The sequence below is a fragment of the Roseicyclus sediminis genome (assembly GCF_025515305.1).
GTDB classification, from domain to species: Bacteria; Pseudomonadota; Alphaproteobacteria; order Rhodobacterales; family Rhodobacteraceae; genus Roseibacterium; species Roseibacterium sediminis.
The window spans coordinates 54,936-77,845 of sequence record NZ_JAOPHT010000004.1 but is presented as its reverse complement, the minus strand read 5'-3'; the positions used below and the strand labels follow the sequence as shown (position 1 = coordinate 77,845).

14 protein-coding genes are annotated in these 22,910 nt (G+C 60.8%); 4 read left to right on the top strand and 10 right to left on the bottom strand.

Features of this window, described 5'->3' with window-relative positions; genetic code table 11:
• Window positions 1-76: 76 nt before the first annotated feature.
• Window positions 77-1,429: an ABC transporter substrate-binding protein gene (locus N8I71_RS07400; RefSeq protein ID WP_262877316.1), complete on the bottom strand. Its 1,353-nt coding sequence runs from the start codon at window positions 1,427-1,429 to the stop codon at window positions 77-79.
• 125 nt (window positions 1,430-1,554) lie between these two features.
• Here N8I71_RS07400 and N8I71_RS07395 point away from each other — a divergent pair, with 125 nt between their 5' ends.
• Complete coding sequence (locus N8I71_RS07395; RefSeq protein ID WP_262877315.1) at window positions 1,555-2,469, top strand: LysR family transcriptional regulator; 915 nt, start codon at window positions 1,555-1,557, stop codon at window positions 2,467-2,469.
• A gap of 339 nt (window positions 2,470-2,808) precedes the next feature.
• Here N8I71_RS07395 and N8I71_RS07390 read toward each other — a convergent pair whose 3' ends face one another.
• The 3 genes from N8I71_RS07390 to N8I71_RS07380 form a co-directional block, all read right to left on the bottom strand.
• A complete protein-coding gene (locus N8I71_RS07390; RefSeq protein ID WP_262877314.1) occupies window positions 2,809-3,849 on the bottom strand; it encodes a quaternary amine ABC transporter ATP-binding protein in 1,041 nt (346 codons plus the stop codon).
• A gap of 3 nt (window positions 3,850-3,852) precedes the next feature.
• Window positions 3,853-4,890 (bottom strand): ABC transporter permease, encoded by a 1,038-nt coding sequence (locus N8I71_RS07385; RefSeq protein ID WP_262877313.1) that lies wholly within the window; start codon window positions 4,888-4,890, stop codon window positions 3,853-3,855.
• A 69-nt stretch (window positions 4,891-4,959) separates the two neighbouring features.
• Entirely contained in the window at window positions 4,960-5,919 is a 960-nt protein-coding gene (locus N8I71_RS07380; protein WP_262877312.1) for a glycine betaine ABC transporter substrate-binding protein, read from the bottom strand.
• A gap of 578 nt (window positions 5,920-6,497) precedes the next feature.
• Here N8I71_RS07380 and N8I71_RS07375 point away from each other — a divergent pair.
• Both N8I71_RS07375 and N8I71_RS07370 read left to right on the top strand, forming a co-directional pair.
• Window positions 6,498-8,552: an oxidoreductase gene (locus tag N8I71_RS07375; protein WP_262877311.1), complete on the top strand. Its 2,055-nt coding sequence runs from the start codon at window positions 6,498-6,500 to the stop codon at window positions 8,550-8,552.
• A gap of 52 nt (window positions 8,553-8,604) precedes the next feature.
• Complete coding sequence (locus N8I71_RS07370; protein ID WP_262877310.1) at window positions 8,605-9,849, top strand: M24 family metallopeptidase; 1,245 nt, start codon at window positions 8,605-8,607, stop codon at window positions 9,847-9,849.
• A gap of 22 nt (window positions 9,850-9,871) precedes the next feature.
• On the opposite strand, the gene N8I71_RS07365 is transcribed toward N8I71_RS07370, so the two are convergent.
• The gene (locus N8I71_RS07365) at window positions 9,872-11,341 is read right to left on the bottom strand and encodes an aminotransferase-like domain-containing protein (RefSeq protein ID WP_262877309.1); all 1,470 of its coding nucleotides are present in this window, start codon (window positions 11,339-11,341) and stop codon (window positions 9,872-9,874) included.
• Between the two features lie 59 nt (window positions 11,342-11,400).
• Window positions 11,401-11,940, bottom strand: a complete 540-nt coding sequence (locus N8I71_RS07360; protein WP_262877308.1) for an amino acid synthesis family protein — start codon at window positions 11,938-11,940, stop codon at window positions 11,401-11,403.
• A gap of 345 nt (window positions 11,941-12,285) precedes the next feature.
• Here N8I71_RS07360 and N8I71_RS07355 point away from each other — a divergent pair, with 345 nt between their 5' ends.
• A complete protein-coding gene (locus N8I71_RS07355) occupies window positions 12,286-13,596 on the top strand; it encodes an aminotransferase family protein (protein WP_262877575.1) in 1,311 nt (436 codons plus the stop codon).
• A gap of 57 nt (window positions 13,597-13,653) precedes the next feature.
• Here N8I71_RS07355 and N8I71_RS07350 read toward each other — a convergent pair whose 3' ends face one another.
• The 4 genes from N8I71_RS07350 to N8I71_RS07335 form a co-directional block, all read right to left on the bottom strand.
• Window positions 13,654-15,138 carry an aldehyde dehydrogenase family protein gene (locus N8I71_RS07350; RefSeq protein ID WP_262877307.1) on the bottom strand — a complete coding sequence of 495 codons (1,485 nt, stop codon included), beginning with the start codon at window positions 15,136-15,138 and terminating at the stop codon, window positions 13,654-13,656.
• A 47-nt stretch (window positions 15,139-15,185) separates the two neighbouring features.
• Window positions 15,186-16,256 carry a histone deacetylase family protein gene (locus N8I71_RS07345; RefSeq protein WP_262877306.1) on the bottom strand — a complete coding sequence of 357 codons (1,071 nt, stop codon included), beginning with the start codon at window positions 16,254-16,256 and terminating at the stop codon, window positions 15,186-15,188.
• Between the two features lie 709 nt (window positions 16,257-16,965).
• Entirely contained in the window at window positions 16,966-18,477 is a 1,512-nt protein-coding gene (locus N8I71_RS07340) for a hypothetical protein (RefSeq protein ID WP_262877305.1), read from the bottom strand.
• The gene (locus N8I71_RS07335; protein ID WP_262877304.1) at window positions 18,474-22,709 is read right to left on the bottom strand and encodes a P-loop NTPase family protein; all 4,236 of its coding nucleotides are present in this window, start codon (window positions 22,707-22,709) and stop codon (window positions 18,474-18,476) included. The genes N8I71_RS07340 and N8I71_RS07335 overlap by 4 nt, the downstream gene beginning before the upstream one ends.
• Window positions 22,710-22,910: the final 201 nt, after the last annotated feature.

Here is a 22,910-nt window from a genome sequence, read left to right as displayed (position 1 = left end):
CTTCGCGCCGGCCTCAAACGACCCCGAGAAAACCTCGGCCCGGCCGGGAGGAAGGCCGGGCCGACGCCGGGCTTGCTCAGTTGAGCGCATCCCAGCTTTGCGCGATCGACCGGGCGACGGATGCGGCATCGGCGCCGCCGGTATAGTCCACCATGCCGGTCCAGAAGCTGCCCGCGCCGATCGCACCGGGCATCAGGTCGGATCCGTCGAAGCGGAAGGTGGTCGCCTCTTGCAGGATCCGGCCTTGCCGCAGAAGACTGTCATTGTGATACGCCTCGAGCGCGACACCGGTATGAGGGGTCAGAAAGCCCTGCGTCTCGATGGCCATCCAAAGCTCATGAGCCATCGGCGTCTTCAGGAACTCGATCAGGCCACGGGCTGCGGGCGTGTCATCTGTGATCGACACCAGCGTCCCCGCGCCGAGGACAGGATTGCCCAGATCGGCTTGGGCATAGGCCGGGAAGTAGAAGAAATCGACATCCTCGCCGACGACCGTACCCTCGGGGAAAAAGGCGGGAATGAAAGAGGCCTGACGGTGCATCATGCATTGCGGCGGGGCGGAAAACAGGCCGAGGGGGCTGTCGCGAAAATCGGTAGAGGAGACAGCGCTTGCGCCACCGCTGACGAAGGCGTCATTGCGGGCAAACCAACCGAATTCCTCGATCGCGGCCACGATACGCGGATCGTCGAAGGGGATCTCTCCCACGACCCACGCGTCGTATACCTCGGGCGGCTGGGTTCGCAGCAGCATGTCCTCGACCCAGTCGGTCGCAGGCCAACCTGTCGCGGCGCCCGACCCCAGCCCGATACACCAGGGCGTGACACCGTCCTCGACCATCCGCTCGGTCAAGGCGCGCAAGTCCTCCATCGAGGTTGGCACGACATAGCCCTGATCCGCGAAGTTTTCGGGGTTGTACCAGACCAGGGACTTCACGTTCACATTGTAGGAAAACCCGAAAAAACCCTCCAGGCCGGCGCAACTTCCCAGTGCGGTCCAGGAAGGTCCGGCGGCATAAGTCTCGGTCATCCAAGCCGCTGTATCTTCGCCCAGATCGGCCAACCGCCCCCGGCGTGCAAGGTCGCACATCAGGCCCGGTTGGGGGAAAACGGCGATGTTCGGCGGCGAGCCAGCCTCGACGTCGATGACGATCTGCTGCTCGAACGCGTCCGAGCCATTGACGCGCACGGTGGCGCCGGTGGCCTGCTCGAAATAGCGCAGGACGAGCACGGCGGCATCCGCATCCGGGCCAAGCCAGGGCGCGGCGATTGTGACTTGCTCGCCGGTATAGTCGTGCGCAGCAGCGAATTCGGCGAGGCTTTCCCAGGAAAACGGACCTTCGCCGGGCGTGAACGGCAGTTGGTCCTGCGCGAAAGCCGGAGCGGCCAGCGTTGCGGCGAGGATGGCGAATGTTGATGTCGTCGAAGTCATCTGGGTCTTTCCTCCCTTGATCCGGCGTCGTTGCGCCCGTCCAGGTTGGGGTATTGGATAAATTGTCATTATTGAAATACGAACTTCGGCCCGTAATATAGACGAAAGCTATGATCGGAGATCCGATGGAACGCCGCCTTCGTCAGTTCCTAGCGGTTGCGGAAACCGGGAATGTCTCACTCGCCGCCGAGGCCATGAACGTCTCGCAGCCGACGGTGTCAGTGAACCTCCGCAAGTTGGAGGAAGCCCATGGCGTCGCGTTGTTTCGGCGAAGTTCGCGCGGCGTGGTTCTGACCGATTACGGCCGGATCCTCTACGAATACGCGCGCGTCATGGCCCGCCTCGATGCCCACGCGGCGGCGGAGATCCAGGCGCGAAAACTCCTCGATCGACCGTCGTTGAAGATCGGCTGCGGCCATGCCTGGTGGCCGCTTTTCGTCCGGCAGACGGTGGGCGAGTTCCGCCGCGAGAACCCCGATACACTTCTGCATGTCGAAATCTGCAGCAGCTTCGACGGCCTTAGACATCTCATGTCGGGCGATGTGCATTGCTTCATCGGCTCGCGCGTTGGCGCGATCAGCGAAGGGCTTGCGTTTTCGTTCGAGCAGCTCTTCCAAGTCGAGGATGCATATTTCGTGAGGTCGGGGCATCCTCTCGCGGGCAAGACCGTGTTGCGGCAGGACCTCGCGGCATTCCCAAGGCTTGACGTTGCCCCTTTGGTGAACCGCCATCTCGGCATTGTTGAAGCACCGGCCGGCCTAAAGGATCCCGACTGGAGTCATCCCTCGCGTACGCCCTTGTCCAGCAACTCGGTCGCCGCGGGCCTCGATCTGCTGAAGGACTGCGACGCGTATCTCGTGTATCCCGTTTCAGTGAAACCGGAATTCGAGCGAGCCGGCGTCACGGTGCTCGATGTGAAAGACCGCCCAAGGGAAAAAGTCGAGATTGGCGTCTACACACTCGACGACGTCAAGGAGAGGGAGACCGTGCGAGCGTTTCTCAACGTTCTCTCGGTTATCCGAGAGACGGTGTCGAAGTAGAATTGACGGATAGTGAGCGATCTGTCCGTCGTCAGATGATTTGGAACATGCGGGCCGTTTGATGAGCGGAGGCTCTGGCTCGTTGCTGTTGCAGTTCATGCCGCTGTCTGGCGATGCAGCAAGCGGCGCCTCGCGATGGTCTGTTCTTTAATCTCCTTTCGCTTTCTGATCCCGGTCCCGTCCCCTCCATCAAATGGCCGCTCTACCGTGGCGAGCCGTCAAAGGACCCACGCAATTCCATGGCTGTAAAGTCCGCATGTGATACGTCAGGCGGGTGCGCAGCGAACGGCCTGTTCCGATTTGGTTTATCCAGCATGGTTCGAACGACCGCTTTGCTTATCACTTCTCGCCCTTTTCGGTCCGTACGCTCGGCACCAAAGCCTTGACGAGGTCTTTCATGTCCACTTGGCCAATGATCTCGCCGTTGTCTCTCACCCTGTAGATACGCGCCGTGTCGCCATCTGACGTAGCGATCAGGCTCTCGAGATTAGCATCAGCCTCGACCTCGCCATCGAACCGCGCGGCCTGCACGGGCGTGGCGATGGAGCGCACACGCAACACACGCGCCCGATTGATGTCGCTCACGAAGTCCTCGATGTAGGGATCGGCGGGGTTGAGCAGGATATGTTGCGGGTCGCCCTGCTGCACAACTGCGCCGTCGTTCAGTATCACCAGATGATCGGCGAGTTTCAGCGCCTCGTCGAGGTCGTGGGTGATGAAGACGATGGTCTTGTGTAGTTCTCGCTGCAACTCCAGCAGTAGGTCCTGCATGTCCGTGCGAATGAGCGGGTCGAGCGCTGAGAACGCCTCGTCCATCAGCATGATATCGGTATTGGCCGCGAGCGCCCTCGCGATGCCAACCCGTTGCTGCATCCCGCCGGACAATTGCGACGGATAGCGGTCGCCATAGCCGCCAAGGCCGACCCGTTGCAGCCATTTCTCGGCTTCCCGGACCCGCATGCCCTCCGGCGCCCCCTGCACAAAAAGCGGCATCGCAGCATTCTGTGCGACCGTGCGGTGCGGCAACAGTGCGAACTTCTGGAAGACCATAGACATCGTCTTCCGGCGCAGTTTCTGGAGTTCGGCCGGCCCCAGTTTCAGAACGTCTTGCCCATCGACCAGAACCTCGCCCGCGCTCGGTTCGATGAGGCGATTGAGATGTCGAATGAGCGTCGACTTCCCCGAGCCAGACAGCCCCATGATGACGGTTATTTCGCCCGGCTGCATGTCGACGTTGATGTCCTGCAGACCCAGCACGTGGGCATGGTTTTCAAGCAGGTCGCGCTTGCCCGTTCCGCCTTTAACGCGGGCTACCATCTCCCGATCGCGAGGGCCGAAGATTTTGTAGAGGTTTCGAATTGCGATCTTGGCACCGGGCATCGGTCAGCGTGCCTTGCCCTGCTTGTCGACGCGGCTCAGCGCGGCCTTCGAGACACGGTCGAGGATCACGGCAAGCAACACGATGCCGATCCCCGCGACGATGCCCACACCAAGCTCAAGATTGCGAATCCCGCGCAGCACAAGCACGCCGAGGCCAGGCGCCGACACGAGCGAGGCGATCACGACCATCGCAAGGCTCATCATGATCGTCTGATTGACGCCCGCCATGATATTGGGAAGTGCCAGCGGCAACTGCACCTGCCACAGCTTCTGCCGTTTTGTCATGCCAAAGGCGTCGGCGGCTTCGATGACATCGCGATCGACAAGCCGGATGCCGAGATCGGTCAGGCGGATCACCGGCACGATTGCATAGAGAATGATGGCAATTCCGTAGAGCTTCGACTCGGTGACCGAGAACAGAAAGATCAGTGGGATCAGATAGACGAAAGTCGGCAGTGTCTGAAGCAGATCCAGGATGGGAACGATGAGCCGCTGCGCGAGGTCCGACCGCGACATGCCGATCCCGATCGGCACGCCGATTGCAACCGACAGGCTGGTGCAGACAAACACGATAGCTAAGGTTTGCATCGCCACATCGTAGTGATCGATGGCCGCGAAGAAGATCAGGACTGCCGCTACGAATGCAGTCACCGGGCGGGACCGGCTCGCGAACCAAGCGGCGAAAAGCAGGATCGGAATCATGAGCCACCAAGGCGTGGCCTGAAACAGGGCCAACGCGCCATCGAGCATCCAGCTCAGCGGCTGCGTGATCGGGTCCAACACGATCCTCAGCTCGTCTCGGGCGGCGAGAAAACCCTCCTCCAGAAAGGCAGTCAGATCACGGGTCTGGCCGATGGCAGGACATGCACCGTGCAAGACGTCCAAAGAGGGAAAGAGGAAGCCGCCCTCTTCGGCATTGGCGGCATCGCCGCCCCGGGTTGTTGCCAGCAACTCCGCCATCGACATTGGCGTATCGACTGCGTCTGCGTCGCACCAGGCGCGCAGGCCAACGGCATCGAAGAACCAGTCATAAGCCGCCATGCAAAGATCCCCCGGGGCCGTCCTGCCCCGCCCCGGCCTCTTCGCCGGCACGGGGCAGTCGGACAGTCCTTACTGAAGAAGCGCCGAGAGATTCTCACGCGCGCTGTCATTCAGCCAGCCGCCCCAAACATCCGGAAAGTTCGTCAGGAAGTAAACAGCAGCTTCTTCGGCCGATGCGCCATTGGCTTCCTGCCAAGCCAATACAGCACCGAGTTCCTGATTTGTGAAGGCCATCCGCGAGAGCATTGCCGTCGCTTCCGGTTCGCGCTCGGTCAGCGCCGTTGTGACGATGGTCCAGACCTCGTCCCGAGGATAAGACGTTGGGCCAGGCGTTTGGCAGTCTTCCGATGCGTTGCAGGAAAACGCCTCTGGATCGTAGGGGCCCAGATCCACCAGAACCATAGGATTTTCGCCGAGCAGTGGTGAGGGCGCCCAGTAGTAGCCTAGCCACGGTTGGCGGTCAGCATAGGCCGACGCCAACGACGTGGCGAGGACTTCGCCACTGCCAGGTACGAAAACCTCGATACCCGCGCCCTCGAGATCATAGGCCTCCGCTATGTGTCCGTTGGTGAAGTTGCAGGTCCAGCCATCCGGACAGGAATAGAAACGACCGCCGACCAGATCGGGATTTGCCAGAATGCCCTCAATCGTCGCCAGCTCGGGATGTTCGTCAACAAGGTACTGCGGCACCCACCAGCCTTGTTGGCCGCCTTCACTCAACACATTCTGGAGGAAGGTTACCTCGCCGTTACCCTGCATCTCTCGCAGGACGCCCGCGGCATTTTCCCAAATCTCCGTTAGGACGTCCGGACTTCCGGTGGCGGAGATCGACGCGATCGCAGATGTCGTGCTGGACGGTACCAAAGCGACGTCGCAGCCGTAACCCTGTTCCAGAATGAACTTCGCGATCTCCGCATTCACTTGCGCGGACGAGAAATCGAATTCGGTAATCTCGATCTCGCCGCAATCGGCGAACGCCGCAGTGCCGGTAAGACCAACGAGGACCGTGCATACAGAAAGAGCCTTCATCTTTTCTCCTTTCTAGGTCGACTACGTCGCTTTGAGACTTTGGCCCGACCGCGTCTTTCGCGCCGTACCGGCGAACTGTTTCGCAGCGGCGGACGCCTTGAAACGTGCAGTTTACCCAATCGATGCATACAGCCATCATGTCGACGGGCGTTCCTATATTGCCGATCCGCGGCCGCCCAATTCTTAGGCGTTGCTGTTGCACGGGAAGGCCGGACGCACTCGGGCACTAATCCTGCGCGCCCGCGGGCACCCTCCCCACGCACTGTCTCGACGGTTTCCGTCCGGCCGCCTCGGGCGGTGCGAGAAGCTGGCCGTCTTCACCTGTACAGATCACTTATGGGCGCTGTGCGTATTCCAGAGCCTGTCCCGGCGGATAGTCTTCCGGAGCAGGCTTTTCAGGTCAGATGCCGAAGGGAATTGGCATGCGAGGCGAATTGACAGGAACCGGTTCCCGGCCGGGAACACCCCGTAAGCCATCTGGGACGGCCGGGCGATGCGCTTCAAGGACTCAACAGAAATTCATCCAGTCAGAACGCGCCCACGCCACTCCATTCGCCCGCAAGGCCCGGTAACGACCGATGGTACGGGACGCGAGGTACGACATCCTGTTCGAGCCGATCAGAATTGGCCCGCATGTCGCAAAGAACCGGTTCTACCAGGTGCCGCACTGCAACGGCATGGGCGTGCGCTACCCCGAAAGCATGGCGGCGATGCGCGCGATGAAGGCCAAGGGCGGCTGGGCGGTGGTGAGCACCGAGGAAACCGAGATCCACCGCAACTCGGACTTTCGCCCCTTGAACGAAGGGAGTATCTGGACGGACGGCGACCGCCGCGCGTTCGAACGGATGACGGACGCCGTGCATGCCGAAGGCGCGCTAGCCGCAGTCCAACTGTCGCATTCCGGGCATCGCGATGCCGGGCTTTACAGCCGCGAAGCGCCGTTTTCGGTCACGTCCCATCCAGTCAACGCTTTCAACTATCCGCTTCAGTCCCGGCAAATGGACAAGCAGGACATACGGGACTACCGCCGGTGGCACCGCGAGGCCGCGCTGCGGGCCGCTGATGCCGGGTTCGACATCGTCTATGTCTATTGCCGCGCGCATTCCAACCTGAACGGGATGTTCCTGTCGCGGCAGTTGAACGACAGAAGCGACGAGTACGGCGGGGCCCTCGAGAACCGCGTGCGGCTGCTGCGCGAAGTACTGGAGGATACGAAATCAGCCGTGGGGGACCGCTGCGCCATCGCTGTCCGCTTCACCGCGGACGATGCGCGCGATCGCGAAGGCAACCATGATCTCGCCGAAAGCGAAGATACAGTCGGCCTCCTGTCGCATGTGCCGGACCTCTGGGATGTGAACGTCCGCGAGTGGAGGCTCGACTCGCTCACCTCCCGCTTCGGACCCGAAGGGCACCAGGAGGATCGGATCGGTTATGTGAAACGACTCGTGGAGGTTCCCGTCGTCGGGGTCGGGCGGTTCACATCACCCGACATGATGGCCTCGCAGATCCGGCGGGGCGTGCTTGATCTGATTGGCGCCGCACGACCCTCGATCGCCGACCCCTTCCTTCCCAAGAAGGTCGAAGCGGGCGCGATCGACAGCATTCGCGAGTGCATCGGCTGCAACATCTGCGCGTCCGCCGACGAAACTATGGTGCCTCTGCGGTGCACGCAAAACCCGACGATGGGCGAGGAATTCCGCAAGGGCTGGCATCCCGAGATCGTTCCGGACAAGGGCGCCAGCGCATCCGTACTTGTCATTGGAAGCGGTCCGGCCGGCCTCGAATGCGCTACGACGCTCATGAAGCGAGGATATGATGTCATACTGAGTGAGCGAGCGTCGGAATTCGGCGGCCGCGTAGCACGCGAGTCGAGGCTGCCGGGGCTGGCTACATGGAAACGCGTCCTCGATTACAGGCTTTACCAACTGCAACAGAGCGGCTCGGTTTCGCTCTTCGAGCAAAGCGAGCTTTCGGCGGATGAGACGCTGGTGGTCGGGTGCGATCATATCGTCATCGCAACCGGTTCGGCCTGGCGCGCTGACGGACTGGGCCGGACCCATCGAACCCACCTGCCCGTTGACAACAGCATCTCCATCCTGACACCCGATGACATCATGGGCGGCGGGCGGCCCGACGGCCCTGTCGTGATCTTCGACGACGACCATTACTACATGGGTTCGGTGATTGCCGAAAAGCTGGCCTTGGACGGCCTTGAGGTGACGCTCGTGACGCCGGAAAGCGTCGTGAGCGCTTTCTCGGAACTCACCCTGGACCGGTCCCTGATCGAAACACGGCTTCTCGAGTGCGGCGTGAGCCTGATCGAGCGCCATGCCTGTGTGCGAGGCGAGGACGGCGCGGTGCACCTTGCACATGTCCTCGACAGGTCGCGATCTCCGAGGATTCCATGCCGGAGCTTCGTGCCGGTAACCTCGCGCGCGCCGCGCACCGCCCTTTTCGACGCGATCGTCGCGATGCAATCGCGATGGGCTGACCACGGCATCCGGTCAGTGTCTCGCATCGGTGACTGCGTGGCGCCGTCGACAATCGCTGCGGCCGTGTACGAGGGGCACAGATGGGCGCGTGAACTCGACGTGCCGGCTGCCGATCTGATCTTTCGAACCGAAGCGTCTTAGAGGCCCCGGACCAAGTTGGTATTGCTGTGTATAGAGATCGAGGAACGCCCTGATGATGAATAACGCCGACATCGCCCTGGACATCGCTCGGCAGCACAACCATCCACCCTTCCCGCCCGAGGAGTATGCCCGCCGCCTTTCAGCTCTTCGGACAGCGATGGAAGCGGCCGGCGTACCGCTGGTGTTCTTTAGTTCACCCGAGATGATCTGCTACATTACCGGGTTTTCCTGCGAATACTACCAAGGTCAGAGTCCCGCCCACTCGCCACCGGCCAGCGGCGTGGCGGTCCACGTCGACCATGACAGGTTTATCTTCTTCGAAACCCCGCGCGAGGCGATCCTAGCCACTCTGGAATGCGTTCCGGGGGCCGACATGCGCTTCTACCCGAACGCAGCTGTCCGCGACGGGCAGAGTTTCATCCTGTCCGAATTGCAGGCAGAGGGCTGGCTCGCGGGGCCTGTGGGGCTGGAATTGCGCAACTACCGGCCAAATCCAGTCGTATCAGCGCAATTTCAGGCCAAGATAGCGGCGCACGGCCTGGAAGTCGTGGATATCACCGACCGGATGGCGGCCGTTCGGCGGAAAAAGTCGCCGGCCGAACTCGAGGCACACAGACAAGCCGGCATTCTCGCTGATATTGGGCTCAATGCCGCGCGCGAGGCCATATCGCCGGGGGTTACCGAACTCGAGGTCTTCGGCGCCATGATCCATGCAATGGCGCTTGCCGGAGGCGAGTTCCCCGGCATCCTGCCGCCCGTGGCATCCGGCATTCGGAGCAACTGCCTCCACCCTCTCTCAAGCCGGAAGGAAATCCGCAAGGGCGAGCGGGTCTGGGTAGATTGCAGCGGTGTATTCAAGCGATACCACACCAACACAGCGCGAACGTTCTGGGTCGGCGATCCACCTGACGATGTCACGGAATTTCACAACAAGACAATTGGCGCCTTCGAAATCATAGCCGAGATGCTCAGGCCTGGCATGGAAATCCGCCCGATGCTCGAAGCCATCGACGACTACTACAAGTCCGTAGGGGTCAAGCAGGATATCTACTGGTCCGGAGGATACGAGACGGGCATCGCGTTTCCGCCTGACTGGGTCGGATCGCTCCTATATGATCTACATTTCACGAAACCCGGCGATGTTTTCGAGCCGATGACCGTCATCAATCACGAGTGCAATTTCTACGGACCAAGGGGAACGGGACAGTCCTCCACGATCGAGGCAATCATCTTCGACACGGAAGCGGCCGAATTCTGTAGCCGCATCGGACGCGAAATCCAGGTCATCAGATGTTGAGTACTAGACCGGACGCAGTGACTCACATCATCTCTCGAAGCGTCCTTGCGATCTTCTCGATGCCGGGCCGTATCTTGTTGACCTCGATCGCCGTGAAGCCAAGCCGTATGAAGTTGTCGCGGCTCGATTCTTCGAGGAAGCAATCCGCGCCGGTTTCGACGTAGATCCCCTGGGCAAGCAACCTCTGCTGCAAGCCAAAAGAGGAGACAGCCTCCGGCAAGCGAAGCCACAGCGACGTTCCTCCCGTGGCAGGGGCTTCCGGAAGGCTTGGAAAGAAGTCTTCGAGCGCCTCGAGCGCGATATCGGACCGTAGACGGAACGCCTTGTTGAGCGTGACCTGCAGGCGGGAAAGGTATCCTCGCTGGATGAAGAGCGCGAGGCTGCGTTGGTTCGCCACGGGTGGGTGGCGCAGGATGAACTGCCGAAGTCCACGCGCACGCCTGATGATCTCGCGATCTGCTACCATGTAACCGATCCTCAGCCCAGCAACGAGCATGTCGCTCGGAGACCCGAGATAGACCACGTTTCCTGACGGTCCGAGACTACGGATCGCCTGTGGCAAGGGGGCGCGGAAGGCGACATCCCAGCCGTAGTCATCTTCTATGAGGAACTGACCGTGCTCGGCGGCGGCGGCCACCAACGCCTTCCGGGCGTCCAAAGACAAGGTCCGGTTTGTCGGGACCTGATGGCTCGGGGTCACGTAAAGGCAGTTGCAGGTCGCGATACGCTCGTCGTAGGCGAAGCTCTCCTTTCCGTATCTTAAAGCCACCAGATCGACGCCCTCGATCCGCGCCATGTTCATCGCATCGGTGTAACCGGGATCCTCGATCGCAAGCCGGTCTCCCGGCTGGAGAAGCAGCTTGATCGAGAGATAGGCCGCGTTCTGGCTGCCTGCGGTGACGAGTATCTGATCGGGGCGCGCGAAGATTCCCCGATCGGGCAGCACTACCTGGATCAACTGCTCGATCAGCAGCGGGTCATCGTGAAGCGTGAAATCACCCGTCCAGCTCTGCAGCTCCAAGGTGCTGGCCGCATCGAGCGCGCATTCGCGCCATTGCGCTGTCGGAAACAGCTTGGGATCCATCGCCCCTGGGACAAAGGGATACTCGTACCGCCCAAGGCTTCCGGGCGGATCGACCCTTACCGAGATGTCGAACCGCTTGTTACTGAATACCTTCGTGAAATCGATCCGCGATGGCTCCTCCGCGAGGGGCGTTTCGTCGCTGTTAAGAAGTGCGGGCGTTGCGTCAGGGTCGACATAAAATCCGGATCTGTTGCGGCTCGTGATGAAGCCGTCCATCTGCAACAGTTCGTAGGCCAGAACGACCGTCGTCGTGCTGACGCCGAGGCCTCGCGCGAGCGCCCTTATGGACGGCAACCTTTGATTGGGAGCGATACGGCGACTGACCACTGCGTAGGCGATCTGACGCCGGATCTGTTTCTGCAGGCTCTCCGGCGCGTCTCGGTCGATCGTTATCTGATCAGCCAGCATGGCGGACTAGCCCCTGAGACCGCAGCGTCCGTGATCGGCGTCCGATGGGCATCGTGCCGCTACGATGGTCCCGACCCGGAACGGGCGCGCGGCCGACCTCCGTTGGCGAGACCGAGGTACACGGCGATCTCGTTGGATCTGGGCGCATCCGGCAAACCGATGGTTATGGTGTCAATGTAATCAAACAACCACGGATCGTCCTTGTGTCCAATCGGCAAATCCAGGACCGCTCCGATGCCGCCGACCTTCACGTTCGATGGCATGAGCGCCTTGCCGCCGCCGATGGCAGCGCGAACGGGTTTTCCAAGACGCGGATGAAGTATCGCGGCGCCATGCTCGGCGCTTCCGTCGCTACCGACGATTGCGCCTTTTCCATAGCTGGTCGGGGCGCCGTCGAGACGCTTGAGCGCGAAGTCGGCGAGCATAGCCCCAAGTTCCGCCCCGTAGTCGAACAGCACCGACAGATCGTCGTCGGCGCTGCCCGCAAGGGGGTTCTCCACGACCGCCACGGCGGTCACACGACTGAGCCGTCCATCCTCGACTCCTCTTTCATCGCGGAAGACGAGTTCCTCGATGGCAAATATCTTCCTGATTTTCATAGCGCGCTCTCCCCGATCCATTGCAAAGCGCGGTCAAATCTGGTCCCGGGGACCAACCGCGTGAAAATTCCAACAGTATTGTGTTGTACCGTGCGGAATGCCTGAAACTCACAGTTTCCCATTTGGATGCATACAGATTGCAACGGCTTGAGGATGCACCGTGCGGCTTCGCCACCGCGCTGTATGGATCGGTCGTGCGCATGTGACCCTTTGGGTTCTCACGGGCGCGCATACTCTGCGCAGCGACACGTCCGATCATGATGGAGCCGTAACTTGACCTTCGAACGTTTCAACGGAGATCCCGGCCCGGTGCTCGGCGCCGACCGCGCCCATGTCTGGCATCACATGCTGCAGCACAGGTCGCTGGCGAAAGCCGATCCCAGGATCTTCGTCGAGGCCCAGGGACTGAGGCTGTGGGACATCCACGGCAAGGAGTATCTCGACGCGAACTCGGGCAATTGCTGGGTCGTGAACGTCGGATACGGACGGAAGCGGATCGTCGACGCCGTGTCGGAACAAATGCAGCGGATGCACTATTTCGTAAGTTCGTCAGGCTCTGTGCCCGCCGCCCTGTTCTCCGAAGCGCTGATCGACGTGATGCCGGGCATGAGCCGCGTTTACCATTGCAGCTCGGGTTCGGAGGCGATCGAGAAAGCGTTCAAGATGGTCCGCCAGATCTCGCACAAGCAGCACGGCGGGCGCAAATACAAGATCCTCTTTCGAGACCGCGACTATCACGGCTCCACGATCAGCGCGCTATCGGCAAGTGGCCAGCCAGAGCGACACCTGCAATACGGCCCTCTGACGCCAGGTTTCGTGCAGGTTCCGCATTGTTTCGAATATCGCGCACAAGTCGAGACCGACGCTTACGGCGAGTGGGCGGCCGAGCAGATCGAGAAGGTCATCCTGCGCGAGGGGCCGGACACCGTCGGCGCCCTGTGCCTCGAGCCGATTACCGCGGGCGGCGGCGTGATACCCCCGCCTTCAGGATACTGGGAAAGCGTAGGCGATATCTGCCGAAAACACGAGATTCTGTTGATCATTGACGAGGTCGTTTGCGGCGCCGGTCGAACCGGCCAGTGGTTCGGCTATCAGCATTACGGTGTCGAGCCGGACTTCGTGACGATGGCAAAGGGTCTGGCCTCGGGATACGCTGCTATTGCGTGCCTGGTAACGAGCGAGAAGGTTTTCGACATGTTCAGGTCCGACCCGAACGATCCACTCGACCATTTTCGCGACATCTCGAGCTACGGTGGCTGCGCCGCAGGCCCTGTCGCGGCGCTGGAAAACCTCGGCATCATTCGGGACGAAGCGCTTCTAGAAAATTGCACAGCGATGGGCGAACGGCTGTTGGCGGGCCTTGCCGCGCTGAAAGACCGGCACCGGGTGATCGGCGACGTTCGAGGCAAGGGGCTTTTCACCGGAATCGAACTGGTGTCTGACCGCTCCACCAAGGAGCCCGCGCCAGAATCCATGGTGCGACACGTCGTCAATCGCTGCGCAGAGATGGGTGTCATCATAGGCGTGATGAACCGATCCATGCCGGGCGCGAACAACGTCCTGGTCACCGCGCCGGCCCTGACCGCAACCGAAAGCGACATCGACGCCATAGTGGCGACGGTCGATACGGCTTTGGGAACGGTCTTCCCGTCCTGACAACCGGCAGCGGCGCGGCCGCCGTGCCCGACCTTCAGGATTGGGCGCGTGCAGGGTTCAGGCGTCGTCCTTAAGATACCACCCCCATGGCTTCGACCGGTCATAGGCCGTGATCTGCTTGACTTCGAGGTAGTTGTTCAGACCCCATTCGCCCAGTTCACGGCCGATGCCCGAACGCTTGTACCCGCCCCACGGCGCTTCGGTGAACGTGGGTTGCGAGCAATTGACCCACAAGATACCGGCCCTCAGGGCGCGGGCGACGCGCTCGGCGCGCACCGTATCCGCAGACATGACCGCGGCGGCCAAACCGAACGGGGAGTCGTTGGCGAGTGCAACCGCCTCAGCCTCGGTCTCGAACGGTCGAACGCAGACCACCGGGCCAAAGATTTCCTCCGTCCAGACCCAGCTGTCCAGCGGCGCATCCGCGAGGATCGTCGGCTCGACGAAGCAACCTTTCTCTAGTCCCGCGGGAACGCCGCCGCCTGTGACGACGCGCGCGCCCTCGTCGCGACCCCGCGCGATGGCGGCAAGAACCTTCTCTTGCTGCGCGGAGCTGACGAGCGGTCCGAGCAATACCCCGTCGGCAAGACCATGCCCGACGGGAATTTTCTGGGCTTCCTCGGCGAGTCGGCCGACGACGGCGTCATAGATCGGCTTTTCGATGAGTACCCGGGATGTCGCCGAGCAAACTTCGCCCTGGTTCCAGAAGATGCCGAACATGATCCATTCGACCACTTCCTCGATCGGAGTATCGGCGAAGACGATCATGGGGGATTTGCCGCCAAGCTCCAGGCTGACGGCCTTGATGTCCCGCGCTGCCGCGGCCATGAGCTTCGCGCCAGTCGGCATGGAACCAGTGAAAGCCAGCTTGTCGACCAGGGGATGCTCGACGAGGGCCTGGCCCGCCTCCGGACCAAACCCCGAGACGATGTTGAGGACACCGCGTGGCAGGCCCGCCGCCTCGGCCACCGCACCCAGTTCGAGCGCCGTCAGCGGAGTCAGTTCCGAGGGTTTCAGCACCATCGTGCAACCAGCTGCAAGTGCAGGCGCAACCTTCCAGGCGGCCATAAGCATGGGGAAGTTCCAAGGGATGATGGCACCCGCCACGCCGACCGGCTCGCGCACCGCCTTGCATGAAAACGAGTCGTGCGTGAGCGCGATCTCCTGCTCGCCGTCAACGTCCAATCGCTCCGCGAGATCAGCGTAGAAATGGAAACACCCCGCAGTGTCCTCGATATCCCAGATGGCTTCGGGCAGGGGTTTTCCATTGTCGCGCACCTCGAGCCGAGCCAAGCGGTCGGTATCCGCAGCGATCAGGTCAGCCATCTTGCGCAGAATACCCGCCCTCTCCAGCCCGCTCATCCGGCGCCAGGGGCCGGTATCGAACGCCCTGCGTGCCGCTCTTACGGCCGCATCGACATCATCGGGAGATCCGCGAGCGACCCTGTGGAAGACCTCGCGGTTCCAGGGGTCGGTCACGTCGAACGAATCTGCGCCTGTCGAAGCCACCCATTTTCCGTCGATGAATAGCGTGTCCCGCATATCGGTGGCCCCTATCGTTGGCACATGATCGCCCCGCTTGAGGCGGTTCAGGCGCGATCGCGGACGTCAAGTCCGTGCGCCGTCATTTCGGCCGCAGACTCAAACCCGGTCAGGACGTTAACTACGTTGACGCCGATGTCCGCGACCGCGTAGCCGCCCTCTAGTACGAAAACAGTGGGCAATCCGGCCCATGCGATGACCCGGCCCATATCGGTGAAATCCTCCGAATGAAGTCGGAAGAAGCTGATCGGATCTTGTTCGAAGGTATCGACGCCAAGCGATACGATCAGCAGATCCGCACCAAAGTCGCGAACGCGGGAAAGCCCTGCGACAAGCGCGTCCCGCCAGGGACCATAGGCTGTGTCCCGTGGGAACACGTAATTGCGGTTGAAGCCGACACCTGCCCCTTCCCCGATCTCGTCCTCGTGCCCGATAAAATAAGGGAACACCAGCTTGGGATCGCCATGGATAGACAGAAACAGTACGTCGTCACGGGCATAAAAGATGTCTTGGGTGCCGTTCCCATGGTGAAAGTCGACATCGAATATCGCCACCTTCCCGACCCCTTGGTCGCGTGCATACTGTGCGGCGATGGCAGCATTGTTCAAGAAGCAGTATCCGCCGAACTGATCTCTGGCCGCGTGATGACCCGGAGGACGACATAAGCCAAACGCGGCCCTTTCACCCCCGAGAACGGCACGCAGTGCCGAAAGCGCCGCGTCCTTGCTGGAGAGCGCGGCTTCCCAGGTCCCCTGATCGATGCTGGTATCGATGGCAATGCCGTAGTACCCCATCTTGCCACCGATATCCGTTGGTGCCTTGTCACTGCTCCGTCGGGCTGGCCAGCAAACGGGCACCGCGTCGCCCGTGCGGCCGGACGCCTGCCAGTCATCCCAGCAGGTACGAAGAAAGTCGAGATAGGCCGGGTCATGAACCGCCTCGACAGGCGCCATGCCGAAATCGTCGGGCTCGCTGACCGTTCCCGGGTATAGCTGACCCATCCGGTCGAGGATCATGTCAATGCGGCCGGGGTGTTCGAAGGCAGGCACCAACTGCCCCCGAAAATACTCCAACGGTGGTCGTCGAAGTGCGTGCTTCTTCGAATGGAACGTCTTCATGTCATGCGGATGCCGAAATGAGCCTGCGCCCCTAGAGAACACATCAACGCAAACTGAGAGAATACATACAGTTGGAAGTATGTATCAGTACTGTCAGCCCGAAATCCGTCCGAGAGAGCCGTTTACCCACCGCAGCAACCGCGCGTTCGATCACGGTTCCATTCGCCAAGTGGGAGCCCAATCGAAGTGTTCAGGTCGTCGCAGAGGAAAAACTATGTCTACCAATATCTTATCGAGCCATTCACCAAAGCCGCGCGGTCATGAGGTCCGGAGAGCATCGGCCCTGTGAGACCGTTTCCGGGCCTCTGGTCGCTGGGGCCAGTTTTCAGCCCGTCCCGCATAACCCTCGAATAAAACGGGAAAATCCGACCGCGGCCGGATCGGGAGAACACTTTCGCGGGGGCAAGTGGCGGAGGAGGTGCCCGCCATGATCCGGGTATTTCCGTTTGCCACCATATGCATATCGGTTCGAAATCTCCTAAGAAATCCGGCTTTATCCCATATCTAGCCTTTGCCAGCTTGTGCGATCCGATTCATCCGCTTACTTTCCCTATTTGGGGTAAGATGTAGGATGGCATTCTGCAGGATCTGCGCTTTTTAGACGGAGCGCCTGACCCATTCAGGCGGCAAGCGGAACATTCTGCTCTCTGCTGGCGGCGCGCCCGGCCCTTAACGTCCTAACGATCTTGCGGGTGAATGCCGATGTTGGTTAGGGAGTTCCTGTCGGATCATCTCGAACCAGTGCCGCCACCTCCCTAAACACATTCGCGTTTTCCGTCATCTGGCTGGACATTTCAGGATTCTGACCCGCGATAGACGTGAAGAACTCGGCTGCATCCAGCAACAACGAGGCCGCCAGGTCCGCATGGGTAGGATAAGGCTCTTCACCGATCTTCCCCAGAGGATCGGACTCGACGAGATCTGCAACCTGAAGGAACACGTTCTCGTTCTCGCTCATTTGTGGCGCAAGCTCTGAGTTCTCTCGCGCGATGTGACTGAAGAAAATTGCGGCGTCTCGCATCAGCTTGGCTGCGAGAGCGTGGTTTGCAGGAACGGCGGGCTCATGATCGATGACCGCGCTGGTTCTGTCATCACCTCTGGAACGCTTCTCGGGCCGCACTGCGACGCGCCCCCCATCTTCGTAGCGTTCAGCGAGGACCGGCATCTCCTCAGCCGCCAGAGGATCGTCGTCGGTCATTTCAATCATGCCACCGCGCTGGATGCAAAAGCTGGACCGGAACAAGACGCGGGCGTAGAGCACGCAGGTCTCGACACGCCAGATCACGGCGCCGACTGCTTCCTCACTGCTGGAGGTAGGCGCCAGTTCGACCTTCTCAATCTCGAGTGGTGCGATGATGTCCGACACACTCTGAGGGACTGCGTCCTCCAACCAGAAGCGTTCTAGCTCGGTCGCCGAGCCCAAAACATGGAACGGCCCCCCTTCTCCCGCGACCATTGCGCAGAAGAAGCGCATATAGTTTTCCGCCTTAGTGGCATCGGAAATGTCGAGGCACGAGGCTTGCGAGACACTCTCGTCATCGCTTCCCGTTGTACCCTTGTTCAACGCGTGTATCCCGGGCGAGGTGCCGGTCAACCAAAGAGCGATCTCCTCGCCCAAGAGGAATAGTAAACCCTCCGCCTCGCCATCAGGGCGCACCCAAAGTAATTCCACCAACTCGAAGCCCGGATAACACGGCACGGCGGTGCAACGACCAGCCGTGAGATTCAGGAATATCTTGATATTAATGATCGAGCCGTACGCAGCCTCAGCCCTCACAATCATCCGAACCAGCGCTTCTTGGTCAAGATCTCGCCAATCGCCGGGAAATGGCGGCGGCAGCGGCCAGTCGCGTTCGGGGTCGATGCGGATCTCGTTGAGGTGCTCCAGCGTTAAGCGGCTCTCGTCATAGGGGCGAGGCAGCTGATAGGTCTGATTGTTATGCCCCTTGCGCCGTTCTTCCTGTGCCCTCTCCAGTCTTTCCGCCTCCTTTTCCAAGGCCTCGCGCTCTGGGTCACCTTCGGGCAAGTGCTTGGCCAGACGACGATGTCCCTCGGCCAACACTTCATCCGCGTCACTTGGTCGGCCCCGCGCACGCTCGATTAGGATCTGCATCCGCCGCAGGTCGTCGCGTAGGGCGTCCGGCTCCTCGGCAGTCCGCATCCGTGTCAGAAGAGCCATAGTCAACCTGCGGTCCAACCGTTCAGCATCGTCGCGGTTCATGCCATAGATCCTCCGTACTGCTGGGCGTACTGACCCGTCACGCTCCATCCCATCGGATCACCACCAAGTCGGATCACCAGTTCCGCGAATGAAGCAAGCGCCTCCACTCTCGCCTCGTCGAGCATCCGTTCCAGGTTGCGCTCCTCGGACATTGCACTGCCGACCGTCCCCATACCGAGATCGGACGATGTCAGGCGAATCCGCAGCCGTTCAAGGTCGGGCGGGAGAACATTGGCCATCGCGCCGACAAGGGCATAGCCGCGCATGGCGAGGGCGCGAGAACGCATGCCTTCAGCGTCAGAACCTTCGGACCAAAAGGCCTCGATGTCGTCGAGGACGGCTTCCGTTTCGCCGTCGAAGAGCTGCCTCGCCCAAAGCGAGAGGAATGCCGCTCCCAGCCTACCCTCGCCACTAAGCCCGACATCATCACGGATCTTCCGCAGCGCGGCGCGCAGGATTACTGGCGAGCGAGACTGTAGATCACTACCAACCCAATCTACTGCATTCGCGATGGCGCGCAGCGTTGCGCCGCGTGCCTCCGCACCGAGCCACTCCACGAGGCGCTGAGCCGTCTCGCCGGTCAAGACCGCGGGTCTTTTACTGGTTCCAACAACAAGCCAGACGAGAGCACCATCAATGTCCACGCTGGGCGGGCGGAAGCTCTCAACGTCAATCGCGCCGTTGTCCATCCAGTCGATGAACTGGCGCTCGACGAGATCGTGTACCGGCGCTATTGGGTGCTCAGCCAAGGAAATCGCGTGAAGCAGTCCATTCAACACTGTTGGGGTTAGATCCATCTGGTTGCCGAAACGCTTGACTATCTGGAGAATTTCTCCAGGCGGGTTCGCGCACGGCCGGAGTGCGCGTAACTCGTCACTCGTGCGAATAGCATGAAGGTCTATGAGCGCCGACGCCCAATTTTTTATCTCGTCGCGCGATATATCGGCAGCCCCCACTACATGTTCCGCACCGAAGACGAGCAGCCTATCAGCGGCTTCGAGGTCGGCAAGCATGCTCGAACGCTCGGTTTTTGAAAGTGTCTCAGACGCGCGCTGGCTCACCACCTTCGCAACAGAAATCAACTGATTCCTTGCGAACTTCAAAACGGCTGTGGCACCACGCACAGACACCTGCGTGCTATCGATTGAGTTAACGACGCGAACCAGGGCGTCACGATACGCTGAAACATTAGAACCCAATTCAGCATAGATCAGCGCGTGGAGCAGGACTGCAATCGTCGCAACTTCGTTGAAGTGTGGATGGGCATTTAGGCGCGCCAGCACTTTCTTGCGAGCATCCATTCGGGCAGCAAGTTCCACCTCGGATAGGGGACGACCAACACGCCCGCCCTCTCGCAGGTCATCGCGGCGTTCCCAAAACACTCCAGTATAGTACCGTGATAGGGCTGTGACAAAGCGTTCCCGTTCGGAGTAGGGTCGATCCTCGACATCGTTGCCCGTTTCAGTTGGAGGGCGGTCATTCCAGACGAACAACTCGGCACGCTCGGCCAATTTGGGGAAGCGATCGAGAACGACCTCGATAAGATCCTCCGAAGCAGGCGTCGCAGTCTCGTCGATGATCGACCGTTTTGGGTTTCCATAGGTGGCGTTTGAACCATTTCCCAATGACGAAATCGTCTGCGTATCCCGCTCGCGATCGAACGCGCGGCTTAAACCGGTTCGGCGGGCCTCCTTGTCCTTCGCGGTCTCGATCTCCCCAACGACGGTGATCGCGTCGGCCAGAGGCGTGTTGCTGTTGAGCACGAACCCGGCAATCTGGGACACTTGGAATAGCGTGTCGCCGTAGTATTCGTGCACCCGTTCGTCGCGCCAAGCCCATTCTACCAAGCTGCCGTCGAAGGCCTGCACGATGTCGAACAGGCGCATCATCTGGGCCACGCTCGGCAGTCGCGGCAGGACATCGGCAGCAATGTCGGCACAGATATTGCGGAGGGCACGTGCACCAGCGCGTGCAGCCTCCTTGTCATTGTAGGTTGCGGGTAGGCACCGGGTATTTTGCACTGTCATCGGGAAATCCTGAGCTGCCAAGCGAACAAAAGCCGCTGAGTGCAAAGGATCGACGTGCCATGCTAGTTCGATCGCCTTTTGCGGCGACAGCCAGAGATTGGTATGGTCACCCTGCTCGCCTGGCTGCGTGAAGGAGCCGTGTGACTTTCCGTCCGCGAGCAGCAGGCATTCCGCGAGCAGGTCCGGCTGAACCGGACCGATTTCGTCGTCGTCAGCAACTGGAACGATCGCGCGCAGCAACCGCCGGTGTATGTTGGTTCCACCGTCTTTGCGACCCAAGCCGGGAAGCGCCTCTTCCGTGTCACTATCAAGCTTGCCGTTTAGGCTTTTCTGAAGGTCGTCGCGCCTCGCGCCGCCCGCACAGGTTACCACGCGTACAAGGTTGACGTGGCGCACCACGCATGCGTCGGCCTCGATCCTTGCTAAATGCTGGGCACGCTTATGCCAAACCCTGAGCGACTCCTCTTTCATGTAAGCTGTGAAAAGCGTCTTGCGTGCTTCTTCTTGGCTCCCATCCTTGTCGGTCTCCGGCAACTGCCCGCGCTGAAGGGCATCTGCGACAACGCCTGCAAAAAGCGGGCGCATGCGCTCGTCGAAGCGGCGAAGGGTTGCGAGCAGGTATTTCGGATCGTCGAACTCCGCACGAACCGCTGCACCGGCAGCGGCTGAGAGCATCCTCTCGCGCATTATTGCGACAGTTTCGTCTTGACCCAAAGGCTCGAGCGTCAGGCGCGAGCGTACTAGGCCGGACGTCTTGGCCCCGCTGACCGTAGGGGTCACCTCCAATTGTTTGAGATCGAGGTCATCTCCGCCACGTGGTGGCTCCACTATGTCCAACAGAACACGATCGTCAGAACGGCGCACCACGACAAGGACGCGCAGGGGCTGGCGCAACAACCTGGTGTCCCTTGCCACCCTTCGCATGAAGGCTGGTAGGTCCGCTGCGGCTGCGAAGGCGTAATCGACGACAATCAGCGTCGCCGCAGGGAGACAGTGACCATGCTGCGCGATAAAATCTTTACGGTTCAACAATTCCGGGGTTGCGAAACCCGCAAAAGAGAACGTTCCGTATGCGCGCTGGCGGTCGACGAGGCATTGCGCCAGCCGACTCTTGCCCGTGCCACCCGAACCGCACAGCGCCATCCAGCGGAACCGTCCCGCCTCATCGCAGGCATCGACCGGAGCGAGGAAGTCACGCTCTATGGCTTCGATCTCTTCGGTGCGGCCTTGAAACGTGAAGCCTTCGGCGCGGAAATGAAATCGGTCAAAGGCACCATCGCGTTTTGGCGCGTTCTCACCGATGAACATACCTTGCTCGATAAACTGACGCCGCACTTCGTCGCGACGAGTTTGTTCGGCCACGAGCAAGTCGATGCCACTTCGCAGTTGCTGTACGGCTTGAGCTATTGGTCCGACGTGGCCTGCCACTTCCGCCAGCGTCTCTTGGGCCTGCCGATCACGCTCCGCCGTCTCGTCGGCAATGACGTCCAGTTTGGAATCGATCCAAGCGAGGCGCAGGTGTAGGAGGAATGTGCTTAGGGCCGAGTCTTCCTTCAGCTCCTGCGCGAAATGAAGCGCGAATGCCTTCGCCCAATCGCTCGATTTGTTCTCCGTGCTCTTGAAGAATGGAGTCAGATGCTCGTGAACTTGTACACGCGCAGGCTCTACATCCCACTCACGCGGGTCGCAAATTCGGTCCAGGACCGCAATCTCAAGCGGGTCACCTCCAGTGCCGCCGTTGCCCGCCAAACGCGCGATGGCTTTTTGGACCGCTTGATGGACGTCTACGTCCTTCAACGCCGGGTCCTCAAGGGTCATGCGCCCGTCTTTTTTGTTGGCTCTGTCGAACCGGAGCGACTTGGCTTCAAACTCGAAGCTGGCGACAGCTTTAGCAAGCTTGTTTCGTGCGCCCTGCGGTCCCTTGTCGGCTGCGGCGACTGCTTTTTCACAACGATCGGGTGTTAGGACGTTCAAGGCCGCCAGCACCGCCGCCCGATGTACTGCGCGCTCGACAGTGTGGTTGAAAGGGAGTTTGCCATTGAGAAGGGCCTGCTCGATCCGCCTGCGCACGAACTCGTCCCGCGCGCTGCGGCCGCAAACCTGGACCACCTTGACCGAAGCATCAGCAACGATCGAGCACGCGATGGCGGCCGCCGCCGTGTTCGGCTCCACCATCAAAGCAGTCGTGAGCCAGCTCATCGGCATGGCGCCTCTCCTTCGACCCCAGTCAACTTTATCCTCGGCGCAAGGCTCGCTCTACGTCAACCATGCAGCCTTGATTCATTAGTTTGCGCTGTCGCCTGTGGGACGTGAAGAAGCACTTTCCAGCGGAACTGGCGGGCGCCCCGCTTTTGGCGCCTGACTTGGACTTGCTCTACTGGGTTGGGCGCGGATACGCATTGGCGG

Excerpts from the sequence above, each read along its gene's own strand:
- N8I71_RS07400 (WP_262877316.1), bottom strand. The coding sequence starts at position 1,429 with ATGACTTCGACGACATCAACATTCGCCATCCTCGCCGCAACGCTGGCC.
- N8I71_RS07335 (WP_262877304.1), bottom strand. The coding sequence starts at position 22,709 with ATGCCGATGAGCTGGCTCACGACTGCTTTGATGGTGGAGCCGAACACG.
- N8I71_RS07345 (WP_262877306.1), bottom strand. The coding sequence starts at position 16,256 with ATGAAGACGTTCCATTCGAAGAAGCACGCACTTCGACGACCACCGTTG.
- N8I71_RS07370 (WP_262877310.1), top strand. The coding sequence starts at position 8,605 with ATGATGAATAACGCCGACATCGCCCTGGACATCGCTCGGCAGCACAAC.
- N8I71_RS07395 (WP_262877315.1), top strand. The coding sequence starts at position 1,555 with ATGGAACGCCGCCTTCGTCAGTTCCTAGCGGTTGCGGAAACCGGGAAT.
- N8I71_RS07365 (WP_262877309.1), bottom strand. The coding sequence starts at position 11,341 with ATGCTGGCTGATCAGATAACGATCGACCGAGACGCGCCGGAGAGCCTG.
- N8I71_RS07380 (WP_262877312.1), bottom strand. The coding sequence starts at position 5,919 with ATGAAGGCTCTTTCTGTATGCACGGTCCTCGTTGGTCTTACCGGCACT.
- N8I71_RS07390 (WP_262877314.1), bottom strand. The coding sequence starts at position 3,849 with ATGCCCGGTGCCAAGATCGCAATTCGAAACCTCTACAAAATCTTCGGC.
- N8I71_RS07350 (WP_262877307.1), bottom strand. The coding sequence starts at position 15,138 with ATGCGGGACACGCTATTCATCGACGGAAAATGGGTGGCTTCGACAGGC.
- N8I71_RS07340 (WP_262877305.1), bottom strand. The coding sequence starts at position 18,477 with ATGAACCGCGACGATGCTGAACGGTTGGACCGCAGGTTGACTATGGCT.
- N8I71_RS07360 (WP_262877308.1), bottom strand. The coding sequence starts at position 11,940 with ATGAAAATCAGGAAGATATTTGCCATCGAGGAACTCGTCTTCCGCGAT.
- N8I71_RS07375 (WP_262877311.1), top strand. The coding sequence starts at position 6,498 with ATGGTACGGGACGCGAGGTACGACATCCTGTTCGAGCCGATCAGAATT.
- N8I71_RS07385 (WP_262877313.1), bottom strand. The coding sequence starts at position 4,890 with ATGGCGGCTTATGACTGGTTCTTCGATGCCGTTGGCCTGCGCGCCTGG.
- N8I71_RS07355 (WP_262877575.1), top strand. The coding sequence starts at position 12,286 with ATGCTGCAGCACAGGTCGCTGGCGAAAGCCGATCCCAGGATCTTCGTC.